The sequence below is a fragment of the Chryseobacterium contaminans genome (assembly GCF_001684955.1).
In the GTDB taxonomy this organism is placed as follows: domain Bacteria; phylum Bacteroidota; class Bacteroidia; order Flavobacteriales; family Weeksellaceae; genus Chryseobacterium; species Chryseobacterium contaminans.
Window position 1 is genome coordinate 40,053 of sequence record NZ_MAYF01000334.1, and the last position, 15,607, is coordinate 55,659.

The window sequence follows — 15,607 nt, forward strand, 5'->3', positions numbered from 1 at the left end:
TTATTTCTAAGCCTTTTCACAATAGGATTTATTCAGGCTCAAAACCAAAAATCTATTGATATGAAAAAGAAAATTTTGTTCGTCGTAACCAGCCATGACAAAAAAGGCAGCACAGATGAAAAAACAGGATATTATCTGGGCGAAGTTTCTCATCCATGGGAAGTTCTTCACAAAGCAGGATATGACATTGACTTTGTAAGTCCAAAAGGCGGAACTCCACCAGTAGACGGATTTGATTTAAAAGATCCTATCAACAAAGAATTCTGGGAAAACAAGGAATACAAAAACAAGATCGATCATTCTTTAACACCATCACAGGTAAACCCAAAAGAATACTCAACGATCTTTTATGCTGGCGGACATGGAGCAATGTGGGACCTAACAGATAATAAAGAATTAGCAAATATAGCTTCAATAATTTATGAAAATGGTGGTATTGTAGCAGGTGTATGCCATGGCCCGGCAGGGTTGGTGAATATCAAACTGAACAATGGAAAATACCTTGTAGATGGGAAAAAGATCAATGCTTTCACTAATGAAGAAGAATCTGCCGTAAAATTAACAGATGTTGTTCCTTTCTTACTGGAAAATAAACTGAAAGAAAGAGGAGCAAAATTTGAAAAATCCGGACTTTGGCAGAATCATGTTGTTTCAGATCAAAGAGTCATCACCGGACAAAATCCACAATCTGCAAAGAGCGTTGGAGAAGCAATTTTAAAAGAATTAAATAACAAATAATTGTAACCATAAATCGAAGATTCGACGAGGTCAAAAGACACAAAAGATTTTTAACACTTAAGTAAACAGAAGTGATGATGCAGACTGCTGAAAAGAACACTTAAGTTTTTCAAAATCTCCAATTTTCACGAGTATCTAATCGAACGACTGAAAATTCCCCTCCTCTGGAGGGGTGGCAAAAATTCAAAGAATTTTTGACGGGGTGGTTTACAAAACGTCCACAAGATCTTTTACGACTTTCAAGGTTTAACACAATAACAAATTTTAAAAACAAGAAAAAATGGAATACAGAAAATTAGGAAATACAGATTTAGAATTATCAGCAATCACACACGGAGCTTTTGCCATCGGTGGTAACATGTGGGGAGGTAATGAAAAACAGGATTCTATTAACTCTATTCACGCCTCATTGGATCATGGAGTAACTTCTATTGATACGGCACCTTTCTACGGTTTCGGATTAAGTGAAGAAATGATTGGTGAAGCGATTAAAGGAAAAGACCGTTCAAAAATCCAGCTGTTAACTAAATTCGGTTTGGTATGGGACGGAAGCAACAATGGAAAAGGAGAATTTTTCTTCGATGCTGAAGATGAAGGGAAAGTAATTCCTGTCTATAAATTCGCTTCTAAAGAAAATATCATCAAAGAAGTTGAGGAAAGTTTACAAAGACTGGGAACAGACTATATCGATCTTTTACAGCTTCACTGGCCAGACAGTACAACAGCCATCAGTGAAACTATGGAAGCTATGGAATTATTGATCCAACAGGGAAAAATCCGTGCTGCTGGGGTAAGTAACTACAGTGTTGCCCAAATGGAAGAGGCCAACAGAACATTGAAATTAGCAAGCAACCAGGTTTCTTACAGTATGCTGAACCGTGCTATTGAAAGCGATCTTGTTCCTTACTCTTTAGAAAACAATTCAGGGATTATCGTATACAGCCCAATGGAAAGAGGTCTTTTAACAGGTAAATATTTCAGGGATAATAAATTAAAAGACAACGACCACAGAAACGGTTATTTCTCTCAGTTTGATTTAAATAAAGTTAAAACGTTCCTTGAAAAAATTGAACCTATTGCTCAGGAAAAAGGAGCCAGCCTTTCTCAATTGGTATTAAGATGGACTACTTTACAACCAGCCATTACAGTAGTATTAGCAGGAGCTAGAAATGCAGAACAGGCTATTGATAATGCAAAAGCAATGGACATCAACCTTTCTCAGGAAGAATTAAACTTTATCAACGCTGCTTTAAGCGAGATTTAATATAAAAGCTGGGAGATGGAAGCTGGAGGATGGAAGTACTGACAGGTGATCGAGAACTTCCAACCTTTTGATCCAAATGATTATCAGACTGTAAGAAGAAAATATGAAGTTGAAAACACTAGCGTGTATTGTTAACTTACAGTCTGTTATTTTGAATAATTACAACAACTTATTTAATACAATATCAGTTGTTAACCGACTTCAAAAACCTCCCTCTCCCCTCCTCCAGCTTCCCTTCTCATTTATCAAAGGAAAGCAAAACTGGAAGCACATCTTAATAAGTAGAATGCCAGTTGTTCAAAGACTGCACCAACTCCCCTCTTCCAGCTTCCAGCTTCCTTTCTCTTTAACCTATACATCATAAAAAAATGAAAAAGAATCTGATTAAAATATTCGGGTTAGTAACCCTATTGACAATAAACAGCATTGAGTTAAACGCACAAACCCTTGTTAATCCTGAAGACCAATCATGGTATCCTTCTGCTTACGGAGCTCAGGATGAAATCGGAGCAGCCAATTTATTAACTCCTGAAGTGGTAAAACAGGCACTAGGACTAGTAAAACAAGGTAAAACATTGGCACTTGCTGTTCCTATTGATAAAAATTTACCAGCTTTCAGACACAGAAGCTTCAATCTTTACAACATCCAACCTGGAGAACAAGGTGGAAAAAGTATTGGTCCTAATAAGTTTACATTCAACGACGAATTAGTGAACGGATGGACCGGAGTTGGAACTCAGTTAAACGGTATCGGGCACATTGGTATTGATAATGTTTACTATAACGGAAATAAAGCCACTGATTTTGTAACTGTAGAAGGGGTGAAAAAACTGGGTGTTGAAAAAGTACCGCCATTTGTTACCAGAGGTGTAGTCCTTGATATGGTGGCTCACTACGGAAAAGCTGTTGTACCCGGTGGAACAGAATTCACCGTTGAAGATATTAAAGCTGTTTTAAAGAAACAAGGGCTTACCTTAAGAAAAGGAGATGTTATTCTTTTCAATACAGGATGGCTTGAACTGGTAGGTAAAGACAACAAACAGTTCTTAGAAACAGAACCGGGAATTGGAATGGATGCTGCCAAATGGCTGGCTGCCCAAGGGATTGTTGCTTTCGGTGGTGATACGTGGGCTTCTGAAGTTTATCCCAATCCAAAAAGTAAAGAGGAATTTCCAATAAACCAATATATGCTGGCCAAAAAAGGAATCTACAATTTAGAATTGATTGACAGCCGCCCATTAGTAAGACAAAAAATATGGGAATTCCTGTTCGTACTGGGACAACCTCTTTATGTAGGTTCTACTCAGGTGAATGTGAATCCGGTTGCCATTTATTAATTTCTTTCTCAGTTCTCAGGAATAATACGTAAATTAATATTCCAAATCTGAAGTACTGATCACACAATTTTTTAAAATATCAATTACAAAATTTTAAACAATGGAAAGCACAACAAAAGGGTTCACACGCGCCAACCACGTAGGAATCACTGTAAAAAATTTAGAGAAATCAATTGCCTTTTATGAGGCGTTGACCGGAACTAAAGTTTCTAATATCGATGTTATCGGTGGAGAAAGAATGGCAAAAACACAAGGTCTTACAGACACTAAAATAAAGTTTGCCAACCTTAAACTAGACAATATTAACCTTGATATTCTTGAATATGTAATTCCTGAAGCTGAACAGGCTTCTTACTCCAACAATCAGATCAGTGCGATGCACCTTTGTTTTGAAGTTGACAGTATTGATGAAGCTATGCAGAGATTAAAGGAAATTGGGGTTGAACCAGACGGAGAACCCATTGTATTTGAAGAGGCAGACGGACTGAAAGCCGGATACGGAACTGCAGTTGCTTATTTCCAGGACCCTGACGGAACCAATCTCGAGATTATCGCTCCACAAGGGCCTTTCCAAAGAAAGAATCCATAATTCATCACGAAGAACAAAGCTAAAGTAACCTCCGTATACAAACTTAATATTTACCATTAAGATTTATTTTAGAATTAATACCACGGAACTTTCCGCTTTGCTATTCACCTCATAAAAAAGAGCTTTTCAGTGTTGAAAAGCTCTTTTTTTGTTAATAAACCGATATCAATTCTCTCTTTCTATTTTGCAATTGGCATATGCGTACTGATTGCAATTCTGTTCCATGCGTTGATTGTTACAATAGCCATGATGATCTGAGCAATCTGGTTATCATCAAAGAATGACTTTGCTTTTTGGAAGGTTTCATCACTTAATCCTTTGTGGCTGATCAAAGTAATTTCCTCAGTCATTGCCAAAAGCACCTGCTCTTCTTCTGTAAAAAATTCTTTAGCTTCTGTCCACCCATCTAAAATAAAGATTCTTTGTGGTGTCTCCCCATATTTAAGAGCATCTTTCGTATGCATGTCAAGGCAGAATGCACATTTATTAATCTGGGAAGCTCTGATTTTAATTAATTCCTTTTGAATATGGGTTAAAGAAGTGGTTTGTAAGTATCCTTCTAATCCCATCATCGCTTTGTAAGCTGCTGAATCTACTGTTGCAATATTTAATCTTGCGCTCATAATATTTATTTTTTGGTTAATTGATCTATACTAAAAGAATATTGTGGCTGAACAGCCAACAAAAGAGCTGCCGCACTTCCCACCCAGACCGAGTAATTGAGAGATGCCTTAGAACCTAATGCAATTGTCATTGATACTGCGAAAATCAATAATAAAATACTGCTTCCATAAGCTGCAATTCTGGTTTTAAAACCTATAATCAACATCAATGGAAAAAGAATTTCTAAAAATGTAGCGGCATAAGTTGAGAACGTACTTAAGGCTTCAGGAAGAAAAAAAGTTAGTGATCTTGTATATTCTTTGAAGCTCTCCATATTTCCCCATGAAGAATTTTCAGGACTCCACCACCCGAACCGATCTGCTACTGCAGAAAGCATCGTTACAGCAAGAGCCAGTCTTAAAAATAACTGCGGAAATTCATTTTTTGTACTTGTCATTGCATTCGCTTTTAATTACATGACAAATTTCCGACTTCTGATCCGTAAAAAACTTAAACTGGTTTAAGAACGTAATTTGGCTTTAATTTCACTCAGATATTCCGGAGTAAAACCAAGAAATGAAGCAATAAGATACTGAGGAATTCTCTGAATAAACCAAGGGTACAATGTACTGAAATGAACATACAGTTCTTCTCGCGAATACTCTGTCAGATAACGAAGTTTTCTTTCAGAAGCAGCATACGCTCTCTGATAAATAATCCTGAAATACTTTTCCATCAAAGGATGTTTCTCCAATAATAATTCATGATTTTTAAAATCAATGACAAGAATCGTAGACTTTTCCACAGACTGAATATTAAAATCCGTCTGTATCTGTCTTTCATAGGCAAATGTATCGGTAATCCACCAGTTTTCAATTGCAAACTGAGTGGTATGCTCTACTCCTTTTTCATTGATAAAATATTTTCTCAGGCAGCCTTCCACCACAAAATACATATTTCTGCATACCTCACCTTCCAGCATCAGGCTTTGCTTCTTCTTCACCTTCAAGACTTCAAAGAATGAAGAAATAGAAACATACTCTTCGTCTGTTACCGCAATGAATTTATTTAAATGAGCCTTGAAATTATCCATCTTTTGAATTGAATACTCAAACTTAACTTTATTTTTTTAGTTTTACAATCACAAAACATGAAATCATGGAAGTCATTGCTAAAATTCTCATCGCTGTTGTTGCAGTGGAACATCTCTATATTCTTTGGATGGAAATGTTTGCATGGGAAACCAAAGGAAAAGAAGTTTTCAAAGCTGCCCTGCCAGCAGAAATGTTTAAACCTACAAAAGGATTGGCTGCTAACCAAGGGTTATATAATGGTTTTTTATCTGCCGGGCTTATTTGGTCTTTTCTTATTAAAGATCCACAATGGCAAGACAATGTTGCTTTGTTCTTTCTAAGTTGTGTAGCTGTAGCTGGCATCTATGGAGCTATTTCTGCTACAAAGAAGATCTTTTTTGTGCAGGCATTACCTGCAATATTAGCTATCATTGCTGTTTTACTGAAATAGTCTGCTGAAACAAAATTAATACTCTCGCAGATTGAACAGATTATGCAGATCTTTTTTTATCTGTGAAATTTGTGGGATCTGTGGGAAGTAATTTTTTTTATTGAAATTTATTACCCCATTGAAGCTTTAATCTTCTCTCTATGAAGTAATCCCCAATTTACAAGTGTTTCTGTTACCGGAAATACAGATTTTCCATATTCTGTAACCGCATAAGTGACAGTAATGGGTTTTGTATCCTGAATAGTTCTTGTAATCAGAAGGTTTGTTTCCAATTCCTTCAGTTCTTTACTCAGCATTTTTGCAGAAATACCATCAATGCCACGTTCCAGCTTTTTAAAATGAATCTGCTGATCCGTTCTGTTCGTCAGATACCTTAGAATCATTAACTTCCACTTTCCACCCAATACATCAAGGCTATCACGCATTGCGAACAATTCTTCGGTACAGGTAGCTTCTCTTTCGGTTCCGTTTTCTTTAATTTTTGCCATAATGGTTTCATCAAGGTAACTAGTTACCATTTGTTAACTAGTAGCAAATATAAACTATTCCCGTTTTACATTTGTACAACATAATTAACAATATTCACCTATATGAAAGCAGTGATTTTAAATAAGGATTTTAAGCTTGAAAATGGCTTTGCTGAAAAACCTCAGCCTAAAAATAACGAAGTACTCATTCAGATCAAAGCAAGCGGATTCAATCCTATCGATTACCAGATGCTGGAAAATGAACTGGAAAGAAAATTAATCAGTTCACCGATATTAGGAAGAGAATTATCAGGAATAGTTGTAGAGAAAGGTGCAGATGCCACTCAGTTCAATATTGGAGACGAAGTATTCTGCGGAAGTGGTTCTATGGGAAGTAACGGAACCTATGCAGAATTCATCTCAGTTCCGGAAGTTATTGTCTCGCTCAAACCGAAAAATATTTCCTTTGAACAGGCTGCTTCTATTCCATCAGCAGGATTAACTTCCCTACAAATTTTTAAAAGGCTGAAACTACAGCCGGAACAAACAATTTTGATTACTGGTGCTGCGGGAGGAGTTGGTTCTTTTTTAATTAAAATTTTACTGGCTCATCAAATTGAAAATTTTGTCATTACTGTTGGGAGTAAAGAAAACAAACAGATGTTTCTTAACCTTGGATTAAAAGACCATCAGATTGTTAATTACAGAGAATCCAATCTTGTAGAAAACATTTTAAAAGCCAATCAACATAGACCTTTTGATATTGGAATTGACCTGGTTGGAAATTACATGGCTGAAGTAACAGCTCAAGTATTAAAAATCAATGGAACTTATGTGGATGTAACGGCTCTTGTTACCAAAGAAGCTCATGAAATTCTCTTCAACAAAGGAACACTGATTATGAATATCTCCAATTATGCCTACAGCATGGTAAAACAATATGATTACTATAAAAACAGCCTGGAAGAAATTGCAGGATTAATTGAAAACGGGGCCATCGTTCCATCTCAACATAAAATAATAGGTGATCTTTCTTTGGAAACTGTTCTTAAAGCCCATTTTATCCTTAAAAATAACCAGACTCAAGGTCATAAACTCATCATGAAAAACTCATAAATCCATGAACAAAATACCAAGACGCATCGTAACCGGAATGAAAGACGGGAAATCTATTATTACAGAAGATCAACAGGTTGAAAATGTAGTAGAACATTTTCCGGGGCTCATTATTTCAGACATCTGGAATACTCAGGCAATGCCGGCAAGTTTAGAGGATGAAAGAAGAATTCCAAACACTGGATTTCCACAAACTCCCAAAAACGGAATCTATTTCCGGTATGTAGTCGTTCCACCGGATAAAGACCTAGGCGTTGAATTCAAGAAAGGAGAACCTCATCCTATGATGCATCAGACTCCAACCTTAGATTATATTATCATTCTTTCCGGCGAACTTTATCTGATGATGGATGAAGGAGAAACGCTCTTAAAACCTGGAGATATCGTCATCCAAAGAGGTACCAACCATGCCTGGAGCAACAGATCTGATGAACCATGCATACAGCTTGCCATTTTGATTGATGCTGAAACTAAAAGTTAAAAGATTTCCCGCAGATTACACCAATTCCACAGACAAAAAAAGATCTGCATAATCTGTTCAATCTGCGAGAGTATTAATTTTGTTGGAAAACACCAAGGGCGCAAAGATTTTTAAATAAAATACTGTTTTTAAGGCGTAAGAAAATCTAGGATTTCCAGCAATGTGAAGCTATGCTCATATTTTGCTACGAATGGGTGAACTATTTGATTCTATACGTGAGATTATATTTATTTTTATTCGTGAATTCGTGGCATTAAAATGAACGGTTTAAAATTTTATCGCAGATAAAATCCTCGCGCCTTAACGTTTCCCAACCCATTGCAAAGCTGAAATCTCCCGCAATTTTTCTTTCATTTTATCAGGAGTAAGCAATCCTTCCTGATAGTAAACTAAATTCCGGTTTTTATCCAGAAAAATCCACAACGGATAAACAGGCTGTTCTTTATTTTTAGACAGAGCCAGCGCCAATTCATGAATTCCAGAACTTCCATTAGCTAAATATTCAAATTCCTTTCCCTGAAAATTGATTTTTTCTCTGGTCTTTTCAGCCTCGAAATTAACCAGGTAAAAATGGTCATTCATCATTTCAACCAGCTCTTTATCCTTATTGAGTCTAAAGGATTCTATTTTACAAACAGAGCACCAATCCGTATAAAGATGGATTACCATGGGTTTGGGAGATTCTTTTTGCAGACGCTCCACTTCAGAAAAAGTCCCTGTCTTCATCTGGGACAGACAAAGACAGGGCACAAACATTAAAAATAAAGCAAAAGTTCTCATTTCAGTGTATATTTCACTCCCAGGAACCCTCTGATGCCTTGCATAGGCGCATAGCCATATGCGGTATCGAAAGTATAATGGTTCGGGTTGCTGATGGGATCATCAGCATGTTTATCAAACGGGTCAAAAGGTCTCATCAGAGGATCCTTAGGAGTAAAGTTGAATAAGTTTTTCACCCCGCAATAGACTTCAAATCCGGATTTAAAGCTCTTTGAAACCTGAATATTCGCTAAAGAATAGAATGGTGAATATTCAGGGCGGTAGTCATTTGGCAAAACAGGCAATCTCATCGGTCCATAAAACTGTCCGGTGAAATCTATTGTCAGATTGCTTGGGAATTTATAGGTTAAATTATAGGTTCCACTCCATTTTGGAGCATGAAGCTGCTGTGTTTTTTGATTTTCATCATCGTATTTCTGATAGACATCAAGATAGGTTACTCCTAAATTGACACTTAACGGAAAAAAGAAACTGAAATCCACATTCAAAGATGCTCCTCTGGAAATTCCATAACCGTTGAGATTGTCGTAGATGATCTTATTCGGATCAGAATCAAAATCTCCCACAATTTTATTACTGAAATAAGTATAAAATGCAGAAGCATCCAGATTCACCAATCGATTTCCAACAGGAATTTTCCAGATATAATTCACATTTCCGTTCACTGATCTCTCAGGCAGAAGATCTGATTTTACAATAACTTCTCTTGAACCTGTTAATGCAGCGTGATCCTCTGTAAACAGATTCACCACTCTGAATCCCGTCCCAAAATTGAATCTTAACGTGTGATATGGATTCGGGGAAAATTTCCACGCAAATCTTGGAGAATGTACGGAATGATGAACCTTATCATAATCATAACGGTATCCTAATAACAATGTATTTTTATCATTGATTTCCCACTGGTCCTGAACAAATACTCCCCAGATCGGAGATTTCATCGGCGCATTGGTTACTCCATCGGAAGCCAATGTTCCCGGAGTATTGTCATCGTAAAAAGTTCTTTTAAAAGTAACTCCGGCTGTAATATCATGTTTTCCAAAACTTCTATCCCAATAAGTCTGTACAAAGGCTACTTTTTGTAAAGCATTGAACGGATTCGCTCCGTAAAAAGAGTTCTGGTCATGATAATTATAAGAAAACTGAGTGACAATATGCTCTTTCATTGGCCATTCGTACAACCCAAAAACTTCTGCTCTGTTCGTATAAATACTTTCACCATATACCTCATCGCTTCCCCGGAAAGATTTGTTCCATTGCATTTCACCTCCAAAACGGTCTTCATACAAATATCTTAGAGCAAAACTTGCCTGTCTGTTGTCTTTCCTTTTAAAATTCCATTTGTTAAAAATAGAAATCCTGTCCTGTAAGGTAGAATCGGTAAAATTGTCTTTATTCTGATCTATTCTTTCTTTAAAACTGAAATAATTTAAGCTTAATAGTGAAGCCACGTTCTTCCCAAGGTTAAACTTTGTGGAAAGATCCAGGTTATTCTCAGTCCACGAGCTGGTCATCATATCTACACTCAACTTAGGAGCCGTTAATGCATTTTTAGTGATAATATTGATAACTCCTCCCATCGCTTCAGAACCATAAATGGAGGAAGCAGGACCTTTTACCACTTCTATTCTATCTACCAAACTGTTAGGAATTCCGCTCAATCCATAAACTGTGGAAAGTGAGCTGACGATTGGCATTCCGTCAATCAAAATCATTGTGTATGGACCTTCCAAACCATTAATATGAATATCTCCTGTATTGCACACTGAACAGTTCAACTGTGGTTTTACTCCATTCACCATGCTTATGGCTTCAAAAATACTTGGAGTAGGATTTTTCTGGAAAAATTTCTGGCTGTAGATCTCAACAGCCACAGGACTTTTAGACCTGCTCATCGGTTTTATGGTTCCGGTAACCACTACATCATCAATATTACTTGTCTTGAATTCCTTCTTTGAAACCTTTACAGAATCAGTGTTTTTAGGTTGATTTAAAGCTAGACTGTCTGTCTCCTGGGCAAAACAATACGAGGATAAAAAAGTAATAGAAAATAATATTCGCTTCATGAAATTAAAATTGTTAGACAAATCTAACAATTATTTTCGAATTACAAAACTTAACAATAAATATTTGATTGAGCCAATTCATGAAAAATGATTAAATTTGAGAAACTACATATGAAAGTAAAATGAGATATCATCTATCGGGAAACATCCCACAAAAAAGACATACCGTCTTTAAATCTCCGGAAGATAAATTTTACTATGAACAGCTTTTCGGAACGGAAGGTTTTCATGGGATCTCTTCTCTATTGTACCATATTCACCGTCCTACCCAGATCAAATCAATCGGAGAACCGAAAGATGTAACGCCTAAAATTGCGGTGGAGAAAAATATTACACCAAGAATGTTCAAAGGAATGAATGTAACTCCTGAGGACGATTTTCTGGACAGCCGTAAAATCCTTTTGATGAATAACGACCTGAAAATGGGATTGGCCAAGCCAAGAAAATCAATGGATTATTTCTACAAAAATGCAGAATGTGACGAGCTTTTGTTTGTACATGAGGGCAAGGGGATTTTAAAAACTTTTGTGGGAGATCTTGAATTTGTAACCGGCGATTATCTTATTATTCCGAGAGGAACTATTTACCAGGTAGAATTGCAGTCTGAAAATACCGTATTCTTTGTATTGGAAAGCCATTCTCCTATTTACACTCCGAAAAGATACAGAAATGAATTCGGACAGCTTCTGGAACATTCTCCATTCTGCGAAAGAGACATTATTGCACCTACTTTCAAAGAACCTAAGGACGAAAAAGGAGAATTCCTGATTAAAGTAAAAAAAGAAAACCAGATTACCGATTTCATCTATGCCACGCATCCTTTTGATGTGGTAGGCTGGGACGGCTATTTCTATCCTTATAAATTTAATATCAAAAACTTTGAACCGATTACAGGAAGAATTCACCAACCGCCACCGGTTCACCAGAATTTTGAAGCCCATAACTTTGTAGTATGTTCATTCTGTGCAAGAATGTATGACTATCACCCGATGGCCATTCCTGCCCCTTACAATCACTCCAATATTGATTCTGATGAGGTATTATTCTACACAGAAGGTGACTTCATGAGCCGCAACCATATCGACTTAATGGATTTCACACTTCACCCTGGAGGAATTGTTCATGGGCCTCACCCGGGAGCCATGGAAAGAAGTATCGGTAAAAAATTTACTGAAGAATATGCCGTAATGGTAGACCCTTTCCGACCGTTAAAAATTACGGAAGAAGCTTTAAAAGTGGAAGATCCGTCTTATAAAACTTCATGGTTAGAATAAAACAGTAGAATATCTTTCTTATCATTGAGAAAAACTATTAGTAAATACATACAAAAGACGCCTTAAATCCTTTATTTAAAGCGTCTTTTTTCGTAAATTTGTAAGGTATGGTCCACATATACGGCCATCATTATTTTTCATATCGCATCCTAAGTAATGGTGGTTTAATAAAAATCAATATTACATGTTAGAAAGAATCAGATTAGAAAGTCTACACGAAAAGGTAACTACAGCCGAGAATGCTGTAAAAATGATTAAAGACGGTATGACCATTGGGTCTAGCGGCTTTACAAAAGCAGGTGACAGCAAAGCCATTTTGCCGGCACTGGCGGAAAGAGGAAAAACAGAAGACCTTAAAGTCACTTTAATGACTGGAGCTTCACTGGGACACGGCACAGACGGAAAACTGGCAGAAGCCAATGTTTTAAAGAAAAGAATGCCATTCCAGGTAGATCCTACTTTAAGAAACAAAATCAATAAAGGAGAAATTCTCTTCATCGATCAGCATTTAAGTGAAAGTGCCGAATTTCTTCACACCAAAAACCTTCAAAGCATTGATGTTGCCATTATTGAGGCTGCTTATATTGAAAGAGACGGAAGTATTGTTCCCACCACTTCAGTGGGAAATTCAGTAACCTTTGCCGCTTTGGCTAAAAAAGTAATTATTGAAATCAATACCGAAGTTCCGGAAGAAGTATACGGAATCCACGATATCTACCAAGCGGAAGATTATCCATATAGAAACGTTATCCCAATCGTAGCTCCATGGAATAAAATCGGAAGAAAAAGTATTCCTGTAGATCCTAATAAAATTGAAGCTATTGTTTTCACCAACCTGAAAGATAGTCCTGCCGATATTGCTGAACCGGATGAAAAAACAACAGCCATCGCCCAACACCTTCTTAGATTCTTTGAAAATGAAGTTCAGTTGGGACGTCTTACAGATAGATTATTACCTCTTCAGGCAGGAATCGGAAAAGTGGCCAATGCTGTGCTTACCGGATTTAAAGACAGCAATTTCTATGACTTAACCATGTTTTCTGAAGTTCTTCAGGACAGCACTTTTGACCTGATAGATTCAGGTAAGTTAAGTTTTGCATCCGCATCATCCATTACTGTTTCTCAGGAATGCTATGAAAGAGTACTGGGAAACCTTTCGAAATATAAAGACAAGTTTGTTTTAAGACCTCAGAATATTTCCAATACTCCAGGACTTATCAGAAGATTAGGAGTAATTGCCATCAATACAGCCATTGAATTTGACATTTATGGAAATGTGAACTCTACCCATATTGGCGGAACAAAAATCATGAACGGAATCGGAGGTTCCGGAGACTTTGCAAGAAACGCTTACTTAAGTATTTTTGTGACTCAGGCAGCTTCCAAAGGAAATAACATTTCTCACGTGCTCCCAATGGTTTCCCATACAGACCACACGGAACATGATGTTGATATTCTGGTTACCGATGTTGGATTGGCTGATTTAAGAGGATTAGCCCCAAGAGAAAGAGCTCAGAAAATTATTGACAACTGTGTACATCCTGATTACAAAGAAGAATTACAGTCTTATTTCGACAGAGCCTGTGAACGTGGCGGGCATACGCCACACTTATTGGAAGAAGCCTTCAGCTGGCATTTACGCTTTTCCGAAACAGGAAGTATGAAACAAAAAGTAGAAGCTGAGGTTTCCAATTAGGAGTTTTTACCCGCTTAAAAAACTATAAAAGGATCAGATGTTATGCATTTGGTCCTTTATTTTTTTATTAAATTTAAATACTTACACAATTAAACAACATTGTCATTCATAATTATTAAATAATGGACTTAATAAAACTATTATTTATTAAATTTATATAATTCGTTACTATGATAAAAGTCTTTTAATATCCCTTGAAAGAATTAAAATAAATAGAGATATTAAGGGTATCTTTGAGAGAGGTTAGGCATTTATGAATAAAAATTAGTCAGGAATTTTATAATAAAAAGATAAAATATGAATAATTACATCAGCGCAGAAGAAGCGATATATACAGTAAAAAGCGGTAACCGCGTATTTTTTCACGGCAGCGCATGTACTCCCAATTACCTGATCGACGAGCTGGCAAGACAGGCTCACAGGTTAGACCATGTAGAAATGGTTTCCATTACCCAACAGGGAAATATAGAAATTGCAAAACCGGAGTACAAAGACAAATTCTTTATCAATTCCTTATTCGTGTCTACGCCGGTTCGTGATGCTGTAAATTCAGACAGAGGTGACTTTGTCCCTGTATTTTTAAGTGAAATTCCTATTTTATTCAGAAAAAACATACTTCCGCTTGATGTTGCACTGGTAACTGTTTCTCCACCGGACAGACATGGCTTCTGTACTTTGGGAACATCAGTGGATATTGCAAGAGCTGCTGTAGATACAGCAAAAACCATTGTTGCCGTAGTTAATCCCAGAATGCCAAGAACCCATGGAGACGGAATGATTCACGTCAGCAGGATCCATAAACTGGTTTGGCATGAAGAGGAGCTTCATACCGTAGATTACAGTTCAAAAGTAGGTCCTGAAGAAATGCTGGTGGGAAAAAATGTAGCTGAACTTATTGAAGACCGCTCTACCCTGCAAATGGGAATCGGGACAATTCCTGATGCAGTTTTACAATGTTTGCACAATCATAAAGACCTTGGAATTCACACAGAAATGTTGAGTGATGGAGTGATAGACCTTATTCAGAATGATGTAATCAATAACAAATACAAAGGTTACAACGATAATAAAACCATTACCAGCTTCTGTTTCGGAACCAGAAAGCTATATGATTATGTGGACGACAATACTGTTTTTGCTTTCAGAGATGTAAGTGAAGTGAATTTCCCTATCAATATCATGAAGAACAAAAAACTGGTAGCCATCAACTCTGCCATTGAAATTGATCTTACCGGACAAGTATGCGCCGATTCTATCGGAACTTTGCAATACAGCGGTATTGGCGGCCAGATGGACTTCATGCGTGGAGCAGCTTTAAGCGAAGATGGAAAACCTATTATTGCGATCACTGCAAGAACTAAAAAAGGAGTTTCAAGGATTGTTCCTTTCCTGAAACAAGGAGCAGGTGTGGTAACTACAAGAGGCCATATTCATTATGTGGTTACAGAATACGGTACCGCTTACCTGTATGGAAAAAACCTTCGCCAGAGAGCACAGGAGCTTATCAGCATTGCCCATCCTGATGACAGGGAAATGCTTGAGAGAGCCGCCTTTGAAAGGTTTAAACACTGATAATCAAACAATAACATATTTTAACTTTAATTTTTATTCGGAATTTAAAAATATATCTTTAACTTATACCAGTAAATCATAAAAATGCCCTAATATTTTG

16 protein-coding genes are annotated in these 15,607 nt (G+C 36.9%); 10 read left to right on the top strand and 6 right to left on the bottom strand.

What is annotated here, in order from left to right; all coding sequences use genetic code 11:
* Positions 1-60: 60 nt before the first annotated feature.
* From BBH99_RS18640 to BBH99_RS18655, 4 genes are all read left to right on the top strand, one after another.
* Positions 61-738, top strand: coding sequence for a type 1 glutamine amidotransferase domain-containing protein (locus BBH99_RS18640; protein WP_066699447.1), 678 nt, complete (start codon positions 61-63; stop codon positions 736-738).
* 280 nt (positions 739-1,018) lie between these two features.
* Positions 1,019-2,002, top strand: coding sequence for an aldo/keto reductase (locus tag BBH99_RS18645; protein ID WP_066699319.1), 984 nt, complete (start codon positions 1,019-1,021; stop codon positions 2,000-2,002).
* Positions 2,003-2,370: 368 nt separating this feature from the next.
* Positions 2,371-3,339: a cyclase family protein gene (locus BBH99_RS18650; RefSeq protein ID WP_123873222.1), complete on the top strand. Its 969-nt coding sequence runs from the start codon at positions 2,371-2,373 to the stop codon at positions 3,337-3,339.
* A 100-nt stretch (positions 3,340-3,439) separates the two neighbouring features.
* Positions 3,440-3,928 carry a VOC family protein gene (locus tag BBH99_RS18655; protein ID WP_066699322.1) on the top strand — a complete coding sequence of 163 codons (489 nt, stop codon included), beginning with the start codon at positions 3,440-3,442 and terminating at the stop codon, positions 3,926-3,928.
* A 179-nt stretch (positions 3,929-4,107) separates the two neighbouring features.
* Here BBH99_RS18655 and BBH99_RS18660 read toward each other — a convergent pair whose 3' ends face one another.
* From BBH99_RS18660 to BBH99_RS18670, 3 genes are all read right to left on the bottom strand, one after another.
* A complete protein-coding gene (locus BBH99_RS18660; protein WP_066699327.1) occupies positions 4,108-4,551 on the bottom strand; it encodes a carboxymuconolactone decarboxylase family protein in 444 nt (147 codons plus the stop codon).
* Between the two features lie 5 nt (positions 4,552-4,556).
* Positions 4,557-4,988 (bottom strand): DoxX family protein, encoded by a 432-nt coding sequence (locus tag BBH99_RS18665; protein ID WP_066699329.1) that lies wholly within the window; start codon positions 4,986-4,988, stop codon positions 4,557-4,559.
* Positions 4,989-5,051: 63 nt separating this feature from the next.
* Positions 5,052-5,624: a Crp/Fnr family transcriptional regulator gene (locus BBH99_RS18670; protein ID WP_066699331.1), complete on the bottom strand. Its 573-nt coding sequence runs from the start codon at positions 5,622-5,624 to the stop codon at positions 5,052-5,054.
* 65 nt (positions 5,625-5,689) lie between these two features.
* On the opposite strand from BBH99_RS18670, the gene BBH99_RS18675 reads away from it, so the two are divergent.
* A complete protein-coding gene (locus BBH99_RS18675; RefSeq protein WP_066699334.1) occupies positions 5,690-6,055 on the top strand; it encodes a DUF1304 domain-containing protein in 366 nt (121 codons plus the stop codon).
* 110 nt (positions 6,056-6,165) lie between these two features.
* On the opposite strand, the gene BBH99_RS18680 is transcribed toward BBH99_RS18675, so the two are convergent.
* Complete coding sequence (locus BBH99_RS18680; RefSeq protein ID WP_066699452.1) at positions 6,166-6,543, bottom strand: winged helix-turn-helix transcriptional regulator; 378 nt, start codon at positions 6,541-6,543, stop codon at positions 6,166-6,168.
* 102 nt (positions 6,544-6,645) lie between these two features.
* On the opposite strand from BBH99_RS18680, the gene BBH99_RS18685 reads away from it, so the two are divergent.
* The gene (locus BBH99_RS18685; protein WP_066699337.1) at positions 6,646-7,638 is read left to right on the top strand and encodes an NADP-dependent oxidoreductase; all 993 of its coding nucleotides are present in this window, start codon (positions 6,646-6,648) and stop codon (positions 7,636-7,638) included.
* Positions 7,639-7,642: 4 nt separating this feature from the next.
* The gene (locus BBH99_RS18690) at positions 7,643-8,119 is read left to right on the top strand and encodes a cupin domain-containing protein (RefSeq protein WP_066699338.1); all 477 of its coding nucleotides are present in this window, start codon (positions 7,643-7,645) and stop codon (positions 8,117-8,119) included.
* A gap of 300 nt (positions 8,120-8,419) precedes the next feature.
* Here BBH99_RS18690 and BBH99_RS18695 read toward each other — a convergent pair whose 3' ends face one another.
* Positions 8,420-8,845, bottom strand: a complete 426-nt coding sequence (locus BBH99_RS18695) for a thioredoxin family protein (protein ID WP_228390848.1) — start codon at positions 8,843-8,845, stop codon at positions 8,420-8,422.
* Between the two features lie 50 nt (positions 8,846-8,895).
* Positions 8,896-10,965 (bottom strand): TonB-dependent receptor plug domain-containing protein, encoded by a 2,070-nt coding sequence (locus tag BBH99_RS18700; RefSeq protein WP_066699345.1) that lies wholly within the window; start codon positions 10,963-10,965, stop codon positions 8,896-8,898.
* 122 nt (positions 10,966-11,087) lie between these two features.
* On the opposite strand from BBH99_RS18700, the gene BBH99_RS18705 reads away from it, so the two are divergent.
* The 3 genes from BBH99_RS18705 (at position 11,088) to BBH99_RS18715 (ending at position 15,507) form a co-directional block, all read left to right on the top strand.
* Positions 11,088-12,239 (top strand): homogentisate 1,2-dioxygenase, encoded by a 1,152-nt coding sequence (locus BBH99_RS18705; RefSeq protein ID WP_066699347.1) that lies wholly within the window; start codon positions 11,088-11,090, stop codon positions 12,237-12,239.
* A gap of 184 nt (positions 12,240-12,423) precedes the next feature.
* Entirely contained in the window at positions 12,424-13,935 is a 1,512-nt protein-coding gene (locus BBH99_RS18710) for a succinate CoA transferase (RefSeq protein WP_066699351.1), read from the top strand.
* Positions 13,936-14,232: 297 nt separating this feature from the next.
* Positions 14,233-15,507 carry an acetyl-CoA hydrolase/transferase family protein gene (locus tag BBH99_RS18715; protein ID WP_066699356.1) on the top strand — a complete coding sequence of 425 codons (1,275 nt, stop codon included), beginning with the start codon at positions 14,233-14,235 and terminating at the stop codon, positions 15,505-15,507.
* Positions 15,508-15,607: the final 100 nt, after the last annotated feature.

Excerpts from the sequence above, each read along its gene's own strand:
- BBH99_RS18640 (WP_066699447.1), top strand. The coding sequence starts at position 61 with ATGAAAAAGAAAATTTTGTTCGTCGTAACCAGCCATGACAAAAAAGGC.
- BBH99_RS18645 (WP_066699319.1), top strand. The coding sequence starts at position 1,019 with ATGGAATACAGAAAATTAGGAAATACAGATTTAGAATTATCAGCAATC.
- BBH99_RS18650 (WP_123873222.1), top strand. The coding sequence starts at position 2,371 with ATGAAAAAGAATCTGATTAAAATATTCGGGTTAGTAACCCTATTGACA.
- BBH99_RS18655 (WP_066699322.1), top strand. The coding sequence starts at position 3,440 with ATGGAAAGCACAACAAAAGGGTTCACACGCGCCAACCACGTAGGAATC.
- BBH99_RS18660 (WP_066699327.1), bottom strand. The coding sequence starts at position 4,551 with ATGAGCGCAAGATTAAATATTGCAACAGTAGATTCAGCAGCTTACAAA.
- BBH99_RS18665 (WP_066699329.1), bottom strand. The coding sequence starts at position 4,988 with ATGACAAGTACAAAAAATGAATTTCCGCAGTTATTTTTAAGACTGGCT.
- BBH99_RS18670 (WP_066699331.1), bottom strand. The coding sequence starts at position 5,624 with ATGGATAATTTCAAGGCTCATTTAAATAAATTCATTGCGGTAACAGAC.
- BBH99_RS18675 (WP_066699334.1), top strand. The coding sequence starts at position 5,690 with ATGGAAGTCATTGCTAAAATTCTCATCGCTGTTGTTGCAGTGGAACAT.
- BBH99_RS18680 (WP_066699452.1), bottom strand. The coding sequence starts at position 6,543 with ATGGCAAAAATTAAAGAAAACGGAACCGAAAGAGAAGCTACCTGTACC.
- BBH99_RS18685 (WP_066699337.1), top strand. The coding sequence starts at position 6,646 with ATGAAAGCAGTGATTTTAAATAAGGATTTTAAGCTTGAAAATGGCTTT.
- BBH99_RS18690 (WP_066699338.1), top strand. The coding sequence starts at position 7,643 with ATGAACAAAATACCAAGACGCATCGTAACCGGAATGAAAGACGGGAAA.
- BBH99_RS18695 (WP_228390848.1), bottom strand. The coding sequence starts at position 8,845 with ATGAAGACAGGGACTTTTTCTGAAGTGGAGCGTCTGCAAAAAGAATCT.
- BBH99_RS18700 (WP_066699345.1), bottom strand. The coding sequence starts at position 10,965 with ATGAAGCGAATATTATTTTCTATTACTTTTTTATCCTCGTATTGTTTT.
- BBH99_RS18705 (WP_066699347.1), top strand. The coding sequence starts at position 11,088 with ATGAGATATCATCTATCGGGAAACATCCCACAAAAAAGACATACCGTC.
- BBH99_RS18710 (WP_066699351.1), top strand. The coding sequence starts at position 12,424 with ATGTTAGAAAGAATCAGATTAGAAAGTCTACACGAAAAGGTAACTACA.
- BBH99_RS18715 (WP_066699356.1), top strand. The coding sequence starts at position 14,233 with ATGAATAATTACATCAGCGCAGAAGAAGCGATATATACAGTAAAAAGC.